We start from the raw sequence: 15,257 nt of genomic DNA, 5'->3' as shown, positions 1-15,257 counted from the left end.
CCGAAGCGGCAGCATTCGCAAGCTTTGTCCGATGCTCAGGCCCGGTCTAATTTGCCGGGGTGGCTCAAAGCCCTTCTTTCGCCGCCTCCGCCAGGCGCGCGGCGTAGCGAGCCATGGTGTCGATCTCGAGGTTCACGCGGTCGCCGACCTGGCGTTCGCCCCAGGTGGTGACGGTCAGCGAATGGTGGATCAGCAGCACGTCGAAGCGGGTGCCCTCGACCTTGTTGACGGTGAGCGAAGTGCCGTCGAGCGCGACCGAGCCCTTTGGCGCGATGAATTTCGCGAGCTCGCGCGGCGCTTCGAGCGTGAAGCGCACGGCGTCGCCCTCGTCCTTGCGCTCGACAATCTCGGCCGTGCCGTCGACATGACCGGACACGATGTGGCCGCCGAGCTCGTCGCCGATCTTCAGCGCCCGTTCCAGATTGATCCTAGTGCCGGACTTCCAGCCCATCGCTGTGGTCAGCCTGAGCGCCTCTTCCCAGGCCTCGACCTCGAACCAGCGGGCGTTGGAGCCGCCTTCCGGCAACGCCGTCACCGTCAGGCAGACGCCGGCGCAGGAGATCGAGGCGCCGATGGCGATGCCTTCCGGGTCATAGGCGGTGTCGATGCGCAGTCCGACCCCTTCCCTGAGCGGCGTCACGGCAGCGACGGTGCCGACATCGGTAACAATTCCCGTGAACATCAGATGTCTCTGTCTTTCAGGTTGACCAAACCGGTTCCCATTTCTTGGGTCATGGTCTTACCCACTCGGCGTAGCTGTCCTCGCCGAAGCGCATCTCGCGCAACTTGCGGAAACCTGCCGGGATATGGTCGGCGTCGATGGGCGATGCAATGCCTTCTTCGCCGATCGCGTCCGGCCCGCCGAACAGCACGATGCGATCGACCAGGTCTTCGTCGAGGAAAGCCTTGGCCACCCTGGCGCCCCCCTCGACCAGGACGCTCGCCATGCCGAGCGCCGCCAGATCCTCGAGCAGCTCAGGCAAGGCCACCTCACCTCCATACGTTTCCGTTCCGATGAAGTGCACGCCCGCGCGCTCAAGCGTGGCCCGCCGCTGCGGATCGGCCTCGAGGCAGGCGGCGAGGTAGAGCGGCACGCGGTCGACGCCGGAGACCAGCTTGGAGGTGTCCGGCAGTCGGATCTGGCGGTCGAGCACGATGCGCGCCGGCGAGCGGTTCTCCAGGCCGGGCAGCCGTACGGTCAGCGCCGGATCGTCCTCAAGCGCGGTGCCGATGCCGATCAGGATGCCGTCGGCTTCGGCGCGCATCAGATAGACTTCGCGGCGCGCGATATCGCCGGTGATCGCGACCTGCCCCTCGCCCTCGACGCCGATCTTTCCGTCGCTGGAAAGCGCAAGTTTCAGAATAATTTCCGGCCGTTTCCTGAGTGATCGAATCATGTAACCGGCCATCTGCTCCAAAGCCTCGTCGGCGAGCACTCTTTCGACAACCTCGATGCCCGCGGAACGCAGGATGGCGTAGCCTTGGCCGGAAACGCGCGGATCGGGGTCGCTGGCCGCGCCGACGACACGCGCAATGCCGGCATTGACCAGCGCGTTGGCGCAAGGCGGCGTGCGGCCGTGGTGGGCGCATGGCTCCAGCGTCACATAGGCGGTGGCGCCGCGCGCGAGTTCGCCCGCCTCGGTCAGCGCTTCGGTCTCGGCATGCGGCCGGCCACCGACCGCGGTGACGCCGGTGCCGACGATCATCGGCCCGGCGCCATCGTCGCGGACGATGATCGTGCCGACGGACGGGTTGGTCGAGGTGCGTCCGGCGTTTTTTCGCGACAGCCGCAGCGCCGCCGCCATGAAACGGCGATCGAGAGCTTCCTGCCCGGCCGGGCTTGGTCGCGGCCCTGCCATGCTCAACCTGCGTCCTCTTCGCTCTTGTCTTCGTCGCCCTTCAGCTCGCCGAGCAGCTCATGGAAATCCTTGGCCTCGCGGAAATTGCGATAGACCGAGGCGAAGCGGACATAGGCGACGTCGTCGAGCGACTTCAGCGCCTCCATGACCAGCCGGCCGACCTCGCCCGAGGCCACTTCGGTCTCGCCGGAGCTTTCAAGCTGGCGCACGATGCCGGTGACCGCGCGGTCGATGCGCTCGGGATCGACATTGCGCTTGCGCACCGCGATCTCGACCGAGCGCAAGAGCTTGTCGCGGTCGAACGGCACCTTGCGGCCGGATTTCTTGACCACGACGAGGTCGCGGAGCTGGACGCGCTCGAAGGTGGTGAAACGGCCGCCGCAATCGGGGCATACGCGCCGCCTGCGGATCGCCGCGCCATCCTCGGCAGGGCGCGAATCCTTCACCTGCGTATCTTCGGACTGGCAGTAGGGACAGCGCATGGAGAGCCTTCGGTTGGCGATTCTTGGTGAGCGGAAGGCTTAGAGGTTTTTGCCGCGATGGCAAAGCACGGACGGCCTTCCGTGCCTCAGAGATAGCGAGGCGCGAGGAAGATTGCCAGCGCCGCCGCCAGCCAGACCGCGATACCGCCGAGAACGGCAAGCCGATAGTCTACCCTCTCGATGAACAGCCAACAGGCGCCGAGGAAGGCGAGATAGGCGGGGATCGTCCTGAAGCCGGCGAGACAGGCCTCGCGAAAGCCGGTCGGGTTGCCCTTGGCGCCGACCGCGAGCAGCGCGATGACCGCGAAGGTCGGCGCCAGCGGCAGGATGCCGGGCAGGACGTTGCCGCGCTTCGAGGCCCAGACGATCAGCGCCGTGACGAGGCCGCCGACGACACCTTTCCAGAGAATGTCCATGGCGCGGCTCCTTGCTGCCTGTCAGGGCGCGACGTCGGTGGTCGGGAAGCCGCAGGACGCGCCAAGGCTGCGGTAGGCCTTGGTGAAGCCGTCCATCGATATGCTGGCAACCGGCTTGTTGGCGAAGACGACATCGATCGCGGCCGCGCGCCGCATGGCCCGCAGCAGGGCAAGCGCGACGTCCTTCTTGTTGTCCAGCATCCACTGGTCGCCGATATCGGCGCTGACGGTCGCCTTGACCTTGCCCTTGTCGTCGCCAAACACTGCGGGAATGCTCTCGCCGGCCGGCAGATCCTTGTTCCGCAGCGCGATGACGAGGCTCGGATAGCCGTCGGGCGGCAATGCGTCGCCGTTCGAGATGGCAAGCGTCAGCGTGCCGCCGGTGCCGTTCTGGTCGAGGAACGCCGTCGAGGCGGCGCAGGTTCTGCGCACATCCTCACCGGTGTTGACTTCATCGATAATGGTGGACCACCTGCCGAAGGTCTCGGTCTTGGGAGATGCAGGCGGGGGCGACGCAGGCGCAGGCGATGCGGCCGGCGCCGTCCCTGCCTTGGGCGCCGTCGTCGTGGTCTGCGCCTGGGCGGCGCCGGTCAACGGCGAGGCCGCCAGAAGCGCCGCGAGAGCGCCGAGACATGGAAATCGCATCATCAACAAGGCTCCTGTCCGGATCGCCGCTCCATCCGGAGCGGCGCTTCCCGTCGTGGCCAATAAGAATGACGCGAGGCTTCAGGTCAACCGAGATAGGGATAGAGCGGGAAGCGATCGGTGAGCGCCACGACCTTGGCCTTCACCGCCGCCTCGACGGCCGCGTTGCCCTCGTCGGAGTTCGCCACCTTCAACCCGTCCAGCACCTCGGCGATCAGCTTGCCGATCTCGCGGAACTCGGCCTGGCCGAAGCCGCGCGTCGTGCCGGCCGGCGTGCCGAGGCGCACACCCGAGGTGACGAAGGGCTTTTCCGGATCGAAGGGGATGCCGTTCTTGTTGCAGGTGATGTTGGCGCGGCCGAGTGCCGCCTCGGCGCGCTTGCCGGTGGCGTTCTTGGGGCGCAGATCGACCAGCATCAGGTGGTTATCGGTGCCGCCGGAGACGATGTCGAGGCCCGTCTCCTTCAGGCTCGATGCCAGCGCCTTGGCGTTGGCGGCGACGCTCTCGGCATAGAGCTTGAAGCTCGGCTTCAGCGCCTCGCCCAGCGCCACCGCCTTGGCGGCGATGACGTGCATCAGCGGACCGCCCTGCAGGCCCGGGAAGACGGCCGAATTCATCTTCTTGGCGATGTCTTCGTCGTTGCAAAGGATCAGGCCGCCACGCGGGCCGCGCAGCGACTTGTGCGTGGTCGTCGTCACGACATGGGCGTGCGGCAACGGCGACGGATGCACGCCGCCGGCGACGAGGCCGGCGATGTGGGCCATGTCGACCATCAGATAGGCGCCCACCGCATCGGCGATCTCGCGGAAACGCTTCCAGTCCCAGATGCGGGAATAGGCGGTGCCGCCGGCCAGGATCAGCTTCGGCTTGGTCTCATGCGCGGTCTTCTCGATCGCGTCCATGTCGAGCAGATGGTCGTCCTTGCGCACGCCGTAGGAGACGACCTTGAACCACTTGCCGCTCATGTTGACCGGCGAGCCGTGGGTGAGATGGCCGCCGGAATTGAGGTCGAGGCCCATGAAGGTGTCGCCGGGCTGCAGCAGCGCCAGGAATACGGCCTGGTTCATCTGGCTGCCGGAATTCGGCTGGACGTTGGCGAAGTTGCAGCCGAACAGCTTTTTCGCGCGTTCGATGGCCAGTTCCTCGGCCACGTCGACGAACTGGCAGCCGCCATAGTAGCGCTTGCCTGGATAGCCCTCGGCATATTTGTTGGTCATGATCGAGCCCTGCGCTTCCAGGACAGCGCGCGAGACGATGTTTTCGGAAGCGATCAGCTCAATCTCATGGCGCTGGCGGCCGAGCTCGTTGCGGATGGCGCCGAAAATCTCCGGATCGGCGTCGGCCAGCGTGGTCTCGAAGAAGGATTCGAATTTGTTCGACGCTGCCGCTGCTGTTGCCATGCCTGAAATCCTCCGGTTCGGGGCAATTTGTTCATGCATATCGTTGCCCCAAAACCGCTGCGCACTCTTGGGCGACATGCATTGCCGCGCCATTAACACAGTTGTCTTCGCCTCGCCACGTTTGCGCCGCGAAATTTGCTGGCCGGTTTGCGTCAACGCCAGCGGCGCGAGGTCTATTTCCGCTCCCGCCGGCTTTTCAGCAGGGCTTCGGTGAGCGTGATCTCGGCAAGCAGCGCCCGCATCGTATGGTCGTTGATCTCGCGGCTGCGGAACATGGCGCGCACGGCGCCCCGCTCGGCCTCGATGCCGGCGTGCCTGAGTTCCAGTTCCAGGCGCCCCGCCTCGCGGGCCTCGGCGCGCGCCTCGTCGGCCTCGTCGGAGGCGGCTATGCGGCGGCGGTAGCCGGCGACGATGCTGTCGGCGACCGCGAGCCTCGCCTCGGCGGCCTCGCCCTCACCCCCTTCATTGGCGATGCTCTCGATCCTGGCGATCGCCGCGTTGGCGGCGCCGACGCGCGCCCGCCGTTCCTCGGCGGCGCCCGGGTCCTCGCCGGGCTCGACCAGCCCGCGCGCGATCTTCGGCAGGGCCAGGCTGGCGATCGTCAGCGAACAGATGATCACGCCGGCGGCGAGGAAGATGACGACGTCGCGTGACGGAAAGGGCGAGCCGTCGGCCATGGTGAGCGGCAGCGACAGGATGCCGGCCAGCGTGATGGCGCCGCGCACGCCGGCGACCGAACCGGCGAGCCGAACGCGCATCCCGAACGGCTCGGCCTTGTGCTTGCCGAACCGCGCCCCCACGCGCTGCGCGATGTCACCGACCCAGATCCACAGGAAGCGCAGGCCGATCAGGCAGACCGTCAGGATCAGCACCGTCGCCGCGGGCTCGATCAACCAATGCCGGCTGGAAAGTGCCGGCGGCACGTTGCGGATGATGTCGGGAAGCTGCAGGCCAAGCAGGATGAACAGCGCGCCGTTGAAGATGAAGGACAGCGTCGTCCACAGCGACATGGTCTGCATGCGCGCCGAGACGCCGAGATAGCGGAAGATGCCGGAGCCGCCGGTGAGCAGGCCGGCGGTGACCGCTGCCAGGATGCCCGAGGCCTCGACGTGCTCGGCGATGAGATAGGCGATGAAGGGCATCAGGATCATCACCAGTACCTGCGCCTCGGACGGCACGCCACCGATGCGGTTGAGCAACTGCAGCGTCTTGGCGGCGACGATCAGCGCCACCACGCCGGCCAGGATGCCGGCGGCGACCGCATAGAGGAACGTCAGCGACGCAGCGGCCAAAGAGAAGCTGCCGGTCAGCGCCGCCGCGACGGCGAAGCGGAACATGACGAGGCCGGACGCGTCGTTGAGCAGCGACTCGCCCTCCAGTATGTGCATCAGCCGCGCCGGAACCACGTTCCTGTCGACGATCGAGGACACGGCGACCGCATCGGTCGGCGACAGCACGGCGGCGAGCGCGAAGGCGACGACCAGCGGGATGCTCGGCACCAGCCAGTGCAAGGCATAGCCGAAGCCGACGATGGTGAAGAAGACCAGCCCGATGGCGAGGTCGAGGATCGGCCCGCGCAGCGCCAGAAGCTCGCGCTTGGGCGCGGCGACGGCATCGCCGAACAGGAGCGGCGGGATGAACACCAGGAGGAACAGCTCCGGGTCAATCTCGACATGCAGGCCGCGCGCCGGCCAGGCAAGGGCCGCGCCTATGGCGATCTGTAGCACCGGCAACGGAACGCGCACGAGCCGGACCAGGGCGCCCGAAAGCGCGACGAACACGAGCATGACCAGGATGAAGACGGCGACATGCATGGCGGCGATTCCGAATATTGCCCGACCATGCGCAAAGCAGGTCGCGCCGTCCAGTCGTGACGAAGGCTAGCTGACGGAAGGCGGAAAGCAAAAAGGCCGCCTATCGGCGGCCTTTTCAATAAAGATTCCAGTCGCTTAGAGCGAAGACGTGATCTGCAGCTCTTCGTTGCCGTCAAGGCCGTAGATGTCGTCGCGGAATTGCACGACGCCGGGGCCCGTCGACCATGCCGAAAGATAGAGGAAGTGGACCGGCACCGGGTTGGTCACCTGAACCGGGGTGTTTTCGCCGGTCTTGATCGTCGCCTCGAAATGCTGGCGGTCCCAACCGGGCGTGTCGCGCAGGATCCAGGTGACGAGGTCACGCACGTTCTGGACGCGCACGCAGCCCGAGGAGTCGAAGCGCATCAGCTTGCCGAACAGGCTCTGCTGCGGCGTGTCGTGCATGTAGACGCCATCCGGGCTGGGGAAGTTGATCTTGACCGAGGCCATGGCGTTGCCGGCGCCCGGATCCTGGCGGAAGCGGTACTTCTCGGCGTCATCCGTCGACCAGTCGACCGTCATTGGGTCGACCTCGCTGCCATCCGGCGCGAACAGGCGGATGTGGCTGTCCTTGAGGTAGTTGGGATCCTTGCGCATCAGCGGAATGATATCCTTGCGCACGATCGAGACCGGGGCATTCCAGTAGGGATTGACGATGATCTCGTTGATCTTGGAATTCACGATCGGGGTCTGGCGGTCGATCTTGCCGACGATCGCGGTGTGGCGCAGCACGACGCGGTCGTTCTCGACTGCCTCGATCTGGGCCGCCGGAATGTCGACCAGCACGTAACGGTTGCCGAGCGTGCCAGCCTTTTCGCGCAGACGCTGCAGATTGGTCTGCAACTGGCCAAGCCGGATCTGCGCCGAAACATTCATCGCCGTGTAGGTGTATTTGCCCATGGCGCCGTCGGCCGGCAGGCCGTGGCGAAGCTGGAAACGCTTGACGGCGGCGTCGACGTAGGAATCGAACGAGTTGGAGATGCCGGCGCTCTGCGACAGATCGCCCGAGATCATCAGCCGCTTGCGCAGCGGCACCACATCGGGGTCATCGACGCCGAGCTGCAGCTTCTTGGTCGCGGGCACCTGCTCCCAGCCGCCCTGGCCGGCGATGGTCTGGTACTGCGCCACCGCCTGCTCGGTGAAGGCGACGGTCTGCAGGCTGAAGATCGGCAGCGTCGAGGCCACCTTGCCGCCCTCGCTGGCGCGGGCGTCGAATTGGTCGTCCCAATTGCCGCGGGCCGATGATTTCAGGATATCCCCGATCACGTCCTGCGCGCTGGCGCTGTTGGCAACCATGGCTGCGGCAAGCGCGGAAGCTCCGGAAAGGAAGAAACGGCGGCTGGTTCTCATGGACGTTCCAGACATTCTCTAAGCATCTGATCAACGGGCGATCTCGCCCGCACTCTAGGATTGGCAATCTTAACAATTAGCCAACCATGACCGCATCGCTTCGGCGTGAAACACGCGGCGCGACGCAACTTCAGGGTGAAGGCAGGCCTGTGGCCGCAGCATCACCCGTATTCTCGCTTTCACCGGGATTATGGCGGCAATTTGGCCTTGGCGCGCGATTTGCGCCAGGCGACGCGACGAAAAGAAAGGAACGGTGCTTTTCGGCACCGCTGAACAATCCAGGCATCCTTCGTCCTCGGTCTGCGCCGTCGCGTGCCGACCTCAGTTCGGAGTCTTATCCTTCGGATCCGGACCTGGCTGCGCCTTCAGCTCCGAACATCGCTGCAACACCTCTTGCCGGGGATAACGCATGACCTTGTTGTCCTCCAGCTTGAGCAGCAGCTCGCGTCTCTTTTCCGTGGTCTCACCGTCCGAACAGGTCATGTCCAGAATGATCGCGTCGAGGCCGCCGATCTTCTGCACCTTCTCCAGCGAGCAGCCGACCTCCCACATCTCGACCGCCTTGTCGGTGAATGTCACGATCGTATCGTTGTTGTCGCACGGGGCGCTGCCTTCGGCGGCGAAAGAATCCTTCCACCACTCCTCGGCGGAGGCCGCGGTCGAAATCAACAGAAGCACCGCGGCGATCCTTGAACGGTTTTTCAGGTTCATGTTCGCTCCCTCGCCAGCAAGCGACATTAGGCAGTGCCGCAGCGAAAGCAAACAGCGTAGACGCCCTGCCGATGGGCGCGGCGCTTCCGAAATATCCCTTTGCATCGGGAAAAGGAAAAGGGACCGGCGCCTTTCGACACCGGTCCCCGACTGTTTCCCCTGCCCGCGCTTCCGCGGCGCGGTCCCTCGGCGCGGATGCGGCTTACATCCGGTAGGCGATGGTGTCGTTCCAGAAGCGGTCCAGCCGCTGGAGGGCGCGGTTCATCTGCTTGAACTCGTCGGTGTTGATGCCGCCGACCTGCTCGATCGAGCCGACATGACGCTCATAGAGACCGGCGACCACTTCGGCCACCTCGTTGCCCTTCGGCGTCAGCGAGACGCGGACCGAACGCCGGTCGATGCGCGAGCGCTGGTGGTTGATGAAGCCGAGGTCGACCAGCTTCTTCAGATTGTAGGAGACATTCGAGCCGAGATAGTAGCCACGCGAGCGCAGTTCGCCGGCGGTCAGCTCCGAATTGCCGATGTTGAAGAGCAGCAGCGCCTGGATAGCGTTGATGTCGGAACGGCCGTTGCGGTCGAACTCGTCCTTGATCACGTCAAGCAGACGGCGGTGCAGGCGCTCCACCAGCTGCAGCGATTCCATGTAAAGCGAACGGATCGCCTCGCGGCGGTCGTCGGATACGGTGGCGGTCTTCGCCGCCGGACGCGAATTGATCATTGTCTTTGCCTCTCGTTTGTCGCCCGGTGATTTTTTTGTCTTTCACCTTGATCGCGACACTATCGAATACTCATAAAATTCGACTTAAACGCCAAGGCTAACAAGAGCTTACCGGTAAGAGGTTTCGAAAGAGGCTTAACGAACGGTCACCCCAGCAAGGATAATTAACCTAAAGATTTAGGCACCGTTTCCGGAGCAAATTGCCCGCGCTTCCGGGCTAGCGCTGGGCCTGGCGCTTCTGCAGCCAGATCACCACCCGGAAGGCGATGTAGAGCAGCGCCACCGCGGCATGCGAGGCGATGATCAGCGGGCGGTGGCCGAACAGATCGGGAAAGCCGACATACATCACAATCTCGGTCGCGGCGCAGATGAACCAGATCACCGGCCCCCAGGAGGCCAGCATCCACAGGCCAGCGGCGGCGAAGGGAAAGAAGACGGCGAGCGTCACCGCGGCCACCTGCCAGTGCACCGGCATCAGGTCGAAGCGCCAGAGCGGACCGGGATAGAAGCCGATCAGCCGGATCCAGTAGAGGATGCCGAACAGCAGGCAGTAGCCGGCGATGACGCGCTGGAACCAGGCGAAAATGATTTCGGTGGTCGAGGGCTGCAGCACGACGCGCCTGGAGGTCACCTCGCTCACAGGTCGAGCTCCCGCTCGCCGAGCGGCGCGAAATAGGCGTCGACATCGGCGACGCCGACGTCGTCCAGGCCTGCCGGACGCCAGCGCGGCGTCGAGCCCTTGTCGATGATGGCGGCGCGGATGCCTTCGTAGAAGTCGTGGCCGGCCAGCATGCGGTTGAGGATGCGGAACTCCATCTTCATGCACTCGTCCATCGACAGCGTCAGCCCGGCGCTGATCTGGCGCCAGGCGACATGCAGGCTGGTCGGCGAGCGCGTCCTGATCGTCGCCAGGGTCTTTGCGGCGAACTCGTCGGAGGGCGCGGCCCGATCGAGGCTGGCGATGACATCGGACAAAGAGGGTTGGGCGAAATGGCGCGCGATCGCTTCCAGCACCGGCCGGTCGGTCTCGCGCCTGGCCGGGATGAAAAACCCGCGCAGCACCGATTCCGGATCGCCGGTGGCGCAGAGCCGGTCGAGGAAGGCGGCCTGGTCCTCGGCCTTGATGGTGTGGGTGGCCAGTCCCGACCAGAGCGCGTCCCCGTGGCGGATGCGGTTGCCGGTCAGCGCCAGGTACATGCCGAAGCTGCCACCGAGATCCGGCAGCAGATGGCTGCCGCCGACATCGGGGAAGAAACCGATGCCGACCTCCGGCATGGCGAACTGGGCATTTTCGGTCAGCACGCGCTGCGAGCCGTGGAAGGAGATGCCGACGCCGCCACCCATGACGATGCCGTTGATCAGCGCAACGTAGGGTTTCTTGAATCGCTTGATGCGGGCGTTGAGGCGGTATTCGTCGGCGAAGAACTCGACCGGCGGCTGCCCGGCGCGGCCGGCCTCGTAGACGTGCAGGATGTCGCCGCCGGCGCAGAATGCCCTGCCCTCGGCCTTGACGACCACCACATCGACGCCGTCGTCCCGCTCCCAGGCGTCGAGCGCCTTGCCGAGCGCCTTGACCATGACGTGGGTGAGAGCGTTGAGCGCCTGCGGCCGCGTCAGCGTGACGACCCCGGCCCTGCCCAACCGCTCGAAGCGAATTTCGTCGCCTCCGCCAAAATCCATCGTAAGAGAATCCTCCCCCGCGCATGCGGGACTGAAGTGCTAAAGGCTGGCGCACATGTCCGTCAATGGCAGGAGGAGATCGCCTTCGTATTGGCGGCCGCCTGCGGCCGGTGCTACGAAGCGGCAGTCCTCGCGGAGAAGCGGGGAGCAACGGCAGGATCGACAAGCTGCCTGACGGACTTCGGGGGAGCCATGTCCGGACTTTGGCGTCTCGGCATTGCAATCATCGGCCTGCTCGCCGCCGTGCCGGCGCCGCGTGGCGCCATGGCCGCAACGATCGACGACCTCTATCAGTCGCAGACCATCGTCACCGGCACCGGCGAGGTGAACCGACAGATCGGTTTCAAGGATTGCCTGGACCGGGTGCTGGTCAGGGTTTCCGGCGATCAGCGCCTGCCGGCAAAGCCGGAGATGGCGGCGCTGCGCGACAAGGCGGGCGATTTCGTCGACAGCTTCCGCTACCGCGACCGGCTGGAGGGGATTCCGGTGCATGACGAGCAAGGCACGCATGACCGGCCACACGACCTCACCTGCCTCTACAAGCCCGCCGTGCTGGACAAGGTGCTGGCGCAGCTCGGCAGCAAGCCTTGGCTCGGCGAGCGGCCGCGCCTCGCCATCCTCCTCAGCGCCGAGCAGGGCGAACGGCATTTCGTGCTGACGGCCGACGACGGGCGCGGCGAGGCGATGCGCGAATCTTTCGTCAATGCGACGGCGCCGATGCTGATGCGCGTCACTTTCCCGCCGGCAGAGCTGGTTTCCGGCATGGACGAGAAGGCGCTGCGCGCAGCCGACATTGCGGGGCTCGATCAACTCGCGAAAAAGGCGGGAGCCGATCACGCGCTCGCCGGCAGCATCGTGTGGAGCGACAAGGACCTGGGCTGGATCGCCGACTGGCGGCTTGGTGAAGACGGCAAGACCTACCGCTGGCAAGTGCGCGGCGTCAGCTTCGACGAGGCGTTCCGTGTCGCTATCCGGGGCGCGGCACAGGTCCTGTCGGGCAACGGGCAACCCTGAGGGCTGGCACAATCGTGTCGCATTGGTCTGCGGTGAGTGCCCGTGTTAAAACCCGGCCAAACGAGAGTTTTGGCGATGAACAGATTCACCCCCGCAAAGCCTGCCGGCGCCCGCAGCGTCGACGAGATCACCGGCAGCCGGCGGCTGAGGCGCATGCGCAAGGCCGACTGGTCGCGACGCCTGGTGCAGGAAAACCGGCTTTCGGTCGACGACCTGATCTGGCCTATCTTCGTCGTCGACGGCAAGCAAGTGCGCGAGCCGATCGCCGCCATGCCCGGCGTGTTCCGCCTGTCGCTCGATCTCGCCGTCAAGGAAGCCGAGCGCGCGGCAAAGCTCGGCATTCCGGCGATAGCCACTTTTCCCAATGTCGAGCTTTCGCTGCGCGACCAGACCGGCTCGCACATCCTCGATCCGGAAAACATCATCAACCGCACCACCCGCGCCATCAAGCATGCGGTGCCGGAGATCGGCATCATCACCGACGCCGCGCTCGATCCGTTCACCAGCCATGGCCATGACGGCATCCTGCGCGACGGCATCATCGTCAATGACGAGACCGTGGAACAAGTGGCGGCGGCGGCCGTCATCCAGGCAGCGGCCGGCGCCGACATCATCGCGCCGTCGGACATGATGGACGGCCGCATCGGCGCCATTCGCGACGCGCTCGACGCCAATGGTTTCCAGGACGTGGCGATCATGTCCTACGCCACGAAGTTCGCCTCCGCCTTCTACGGCCCGTATCGCGAGGCGGTGGGCACGGCCGGCCTGCTCAAAGGCGACAAGAAGACCTACTATCTCGACCACGCCAATTCGGACGAAGCGCTGCGCGAGGCCGAGCAGGACCTCGCCGAAGGCGCCGACATGCTGATGGTCAAGCCCGGCCTGCCCTATCTCGACATCATCCGACGGCTGAAGGACGAGCTGCAGATGCCGACCTTTGCCTACCAGGTGTCGGGCGAATATTCGATGATCAAGGCGGCCGCCGCCAATGGCTGGATCGACGGCGAGAAGGCGATGCTGGAATCACTGCTCGCGCTGAAACGCGCCGGCTGCGACGGCATCCTGACCTATTTCGCGCCGGAAGTGGCGGCGATGCTGAAGGGATAGCCTTCCCGAACATCGGCTTGCGGGGGACGGCCGCTGGCGATTGGCTCGATCTTACGGAACAATTCCGCCTGCCGGCCCAACGGCGCGCGATGCGTCGCGCTCGTCTTTGGCCGCCCGAAAACTCCGCTTGCAATTCGCAATCAGTCTGCTACATAACAACCGCTTGCAAATTACAACTGGTTATGAGGAGGCAGTCATGTCGAAACTGCGAGTCAACGCTTTCACCCTGTCGCTCGACGGCTTCGGGGCCGGCCCTGACCAGGATCTCGCCAACCCACTCGGTATCGGCGGCGAGAACCTCCACAAATGGATGATCGGCACCCGCTTTTTTCGCAAGGTTGTGATGGGCCAGGACGGCGGCACCACCGACACGGACGACGTGTTCGCGGCGCGCAGCTTCGAGAATGTCGGCGCCTGGATCCTGGGCCGCAACATGTTCGGACCGATCCGCGGCGACTGGCCGGACGACAGCTGGAAAGGCTGGTGGGGTGACAACCCGCCCTATCACGTGCCGACTTTCGTGCTCACGCACCACAAACGCGCGCCGATCGAGATGGAAGGTGGGACGACGTTCCATTTCGTCACCGACGGCATCCATTCGGCGCTGGAACAGGCCAGGGAGGCGGCTGGCGGCAAGGATGTGCGCGTCGGCGGCGGCGTTTCGACCGTCCGGCAGTATCTGCAGGAGCGGCTCATCGACGAGATGCACCTGGCGGTATCGCCGGTGCTGCTCGGCAAGGGGGAGCATCTTTTCGCCGGCCTGGACATGCCGGGCCTTGGCTACCAGTGCACCGAGCAGGTGGCGACGCCCCTCGCCACGCATGTGGTGATTGAGCGGGCGTGACTTTGGCGGTTTGGCGAAAGCCGGTGAGACAGCCCTTTCTCCCCGTCACCATACGGGGAGAAATGCCCGGCAGGGCAATGAGGGGCAGCGCTGCCGGTTGGAGATCAGCGACAAACGACCAATGACCGCGAAATAGGGCCCAATCGCTGACGTCGGCGCCGCCCCTCATCCGCCCTTCGGGCACCTTCTCCCCGTGAACGGGGAGAAGGAGAAGACGCTAATACTTCTCCGGCACGTAAAGCTCGCGCGGCAGCACCTGGCGCTCGTATTCGGGGTTGAAGACGCGCTCCGGTAGCGTGATCTCCTCATGCGGCACCTCCTCATAGGGAAACTGCTGCAGGAGATGGTCGATGCAGTTCAGCCGGGCGCGCTTCTTGTCGTTGCCTTCGACGATGAACCATGGCGCCTCGGGAATGTTGGTGCGGGCGAAGGTCTCTTCCTTGGCCTTGGTATACTGCTCCCAGCGCACGCGCGACTGCAGGTCCATCGGCGACAGCTTCCACTGCTTCATCGGATCGTGGATGCGCATCAGGAAGCGCATCTGCTGCTCCTCGTCGGTTATCGAGAACCAGTATTTGACCAGGGTGATGCCGGAGCGCACCAGCATGCGCTCGAATTCCGGCACGTCGTGGAAGAACTCCTCGACCTGGTCCGGCCCGGCGAAGCCCATCACCCGCTCGACGCCGGAGCGGTTGTACCAGGAGCGGTCGAACAGCACGATCTCGCCGCCGGCCGGCAGATGCGGCACGTAGCGCTGGAAATACCATTGCGATTTCTCGCGCTCGGTCGGCGCCGGCAGCGCCACGACACGGCAGATGCGCGGATTGAGCCGCTGCGTGATGCGCTTGATGACGCCGCCCTTGCCGGCGGAGTCGCGGCCCTCGAAGACCACCACGACCTTCTTCTTGTGATAGGCCACCCAGGACTGCAGCTTGATCAGTTCGGACTGGAGCCGCAGCAAGTCTCGGAAATATTGCATGCGTTCGATCGAGGGCGGATGCGACTCCTTGTAGATCTTGGCGATCTCGAGCGACAGCGCCGGCTCCGATATCTCGAGCTCGTAGTCCTCGTCGAGCGTGTCGGCGAGTTCGGCTTCCAGCCAGTCCCTGGCTCCGGAATTCGGTTTCAGTTCGCTCATCGTGCTTCTCCGTTCGCCATCCTGAGCCGACTTCAATAAA

The 15,257-nt window shown here is 65.1% G+C and carries 16 protein-coding genes; 3 read left to right on the top strand and 13 right to left on the bottom strand.

Translation table 11 applies throughout. From position 1 onward, the window contains the following. Positions 1-64 precede the first annotated feature (64 nt). From EN846_RS21425 to EN846_RS21370, 12 genes are all read right to left on the bottom strand, one after another. A complete protein-coding gene (locus EN846_RS21425; protein WP_127287175.1) occupies positions 65-682 on the bottom strand; it encodes a riboflavin synthase in 618 nt (205 codons plus the stop codon). A gap of 49 nt (positions 683-731) precedes the next feature. Beyond that, positions 732-1,859, bottom strand: coding sequence for a bifunctional diaminohydroxyphosphoribosylaminopyrimidine deaminase/5-amino-6-(5-phosphoribosylamino)uracil reductase RibD (ribD, locus tag EN846_RS21420; RefSeq protein WP_127392531.1), 1,128 nt, complete (start codon positions 1,857-1,859; stop codon positions 732-734). A 2-nt stretch (positions 1,860-1,861) separates the two neighbouring features. Further along, the gene (gene nrdR / locus EN846_RS21415) at positions 1,862-2,341 is read right to left on the bottom strand and encodes a transcriptional regulator NrdR (protein ID WP_010915593.1); all 480 of its coding nucleotides are present in this window, start codon (positions 2,339-2,341) and stop codon (positions 1,862-1,864) included. An 86-nt stretch (positions 2,342-2,427) separates the two neighbouring features. Further along, on the bottom strand, positions 2,428-2,757 hold the full coding sequence (locus EN846_RS21410; protein ID WP_127285741.1) for a GlpM family protein: 330 nt from the start codon (positions 2,755-2,757) through the stop codon (positions 2,428-2,430). A gap of 21 nt (positions 2,758-2,778) precedes the next feature. Further along, positions 2,779-3,405 carry a hypothetical protein gene (locus EN846_RS21405; RefSeq protein ID WP_245509036.1) on the bottom strand — a complete coding sequence of 209 codons (627 nt, stop codon included), beginning with the start codon at positions 3,403-3,405 and terminating at the stop codon, positions 2,779-2,781. A gap of 83 nt (positions 3,406-3,488) precedes the next feature. Beyond that, the gene (gene glyA, locus EN846_RS21400; protein ID WP_127285742.1) at positions 3,489-4,802 is read right to left on the bottom strand and encodes a serine hydroxymethyltransferase; all 1,314 of its coding nucleotides are present in this window, start codon (positions 4,800-4,802) and stop codon (positions 3,489-3,491) included. Positions 4,803-4,975: 173 nt separating this feature from the next. Continuing rightward, positions 4,976-6,616 carry a Na+/H+ antiporter gene (locus tag EN846_RS21395; RefSeq protein ID WP_127394106.1) on the bottom strand — a complete coding sequence of 547 codons (1,641 nt, stop codon included), beginning with the start codon at positions 6,614-6,616 and terminating at the stop codon, positions 4,976-4,978. A 135-nt stretch (positions 6,617-6,751) separates the two neighbouring features. Beyond that, positions 6,752-8,005, bottom strand: a complete 1,254-nt coding sequence (locus tag EN846_RS21390; RefSeq protein ID WP_127309873.1) for a murein L,D-transpeptidase — start codon at positions 8,003-8,005, stop codon at positions 6,752-6,754. Between the two features lie 321 nt (positions 8,006-8,326). Then, positions 8,327-8,716, bottom strand: a complete 390-nt coding sequence (locus tag EN846_RS21385; protein ID WP_245493405.1) for a hypothetical protein — start codon at positions 8,714-8,716, stop codon at positions 8,327-8,329. Positions 8,717-8,918: 202 nt separating this feature from the next. After that, positions 8,919-9,434, bottom strand: coding sequence for a winged helix DNA-binding protein (locus tag EN846_RS21380; RefSeq protein WP_126054949.1), 516 nt, complete (start codon positions 9,432-9,434; stop codon positions 8,919-8,921). A 217-nt stretch (positions 9,435-9,651) separates the two neighbouring features. Further along, on the bottom strand, positions 9,652-10,074 hold the full coding sequence (locus tag EN846_RS21375; RefSeq protein ID WP_127285745.1) for a DUF6163 family protein: 423 nt from the start codon (positions 10,072-10,074) through the stop codon (positions 9,652-9,654). Next, complete coding sequence (locus EN846_RS21370; RefSeq protein ID WP_128346475.1) at positions 10,071-11,114, bottom strand: enoyl-CoA hydratase/isomerase family protein; 1,044 nt, start codon at positions 11,112-11,114, stop codon at positions 10,071-10,073. Before EN846_RS21370 ends, EN846_RS21375 begins: the two co-directional genes overlap by 4 nt. Before the next feature lie 192 nt (positions 11,115-11,306). Here EN846_RS21370 and EN846_RS21365 point away from each other — a divergent pair, with 192 nt between their 5' ends. From EN846_RS21365 to EN846_RS21355, 3 genes are all read left to right on the top strand, one after another. Further along, positions 11,307-12,128 carry a DUF2066 domain-containing protein gene (locus tag EN846_RS21365; protein WP_128346474.1) on the top strand — a complete coding sequence of 274 codons (822 nt, stop codon included), beginning with the start codon at positions 11,307-11,309 and terminating at the stop codon, positions 12,126-12,128. A gap of 75 nt (positions 12,129-12,203) precedes the next feature. Then, positions 12,204-13,235, top strand: a complete 1,032-nt coding sequence (hemB, locus tag EN846_RS21360) for a porphobilinogen synthase (protein WP_127393787.1) — start codon at positions 12,204-12,206, stop codon at positions 13,233-13,235. Positions 13,236-13,431: 196 nt separating this feature from the next. Beyond that, a complete protein-coding gene (locus EN846_RS21355) occupies positions 13,432-14,079 on the top strand; it encodes a dihydrofolate reductase family protein (RefSeq protein ID WP_127393788.1) in 648 nt (215 codons plus the stop codon). 217 nt (positions 14,080-14,296) lie between these two features. Here EN846_RS21355 and ppk2 read toward each other — a convergent pair whose 3' ends face one another. Next, complete coding sequence (gene ppk2, locus EN846_RS21350; RefSeq protein WP_127284229.1) at positions 14,297-15,217, bottom strand: polyphosphate kinase 2; 921 nt, start codon at positions 15,215-15,217, stop codon at positions 14,297-14,299. Positions 15,218-15,257 lie beyond the last annotated feature (40 nt).

The sequence above is a fragment of the Mesorhizobium sp. M4B.F.Ca.ET.203.01.1.1 genome, assembly GCF_004791025.1.
Lineage (GTDB): Bacteria > Pseudomonadota > Alphaproteobacteria > Rhizobiales > Rhizobiaceae > Mesorhizobium > Mesorhizobium abyssinicae.
The sequence above is the reverse complement of the archived record's forward strand: the minus strand, read 5'-3'. Positions and strand labels throughout refer to the sequence as shown.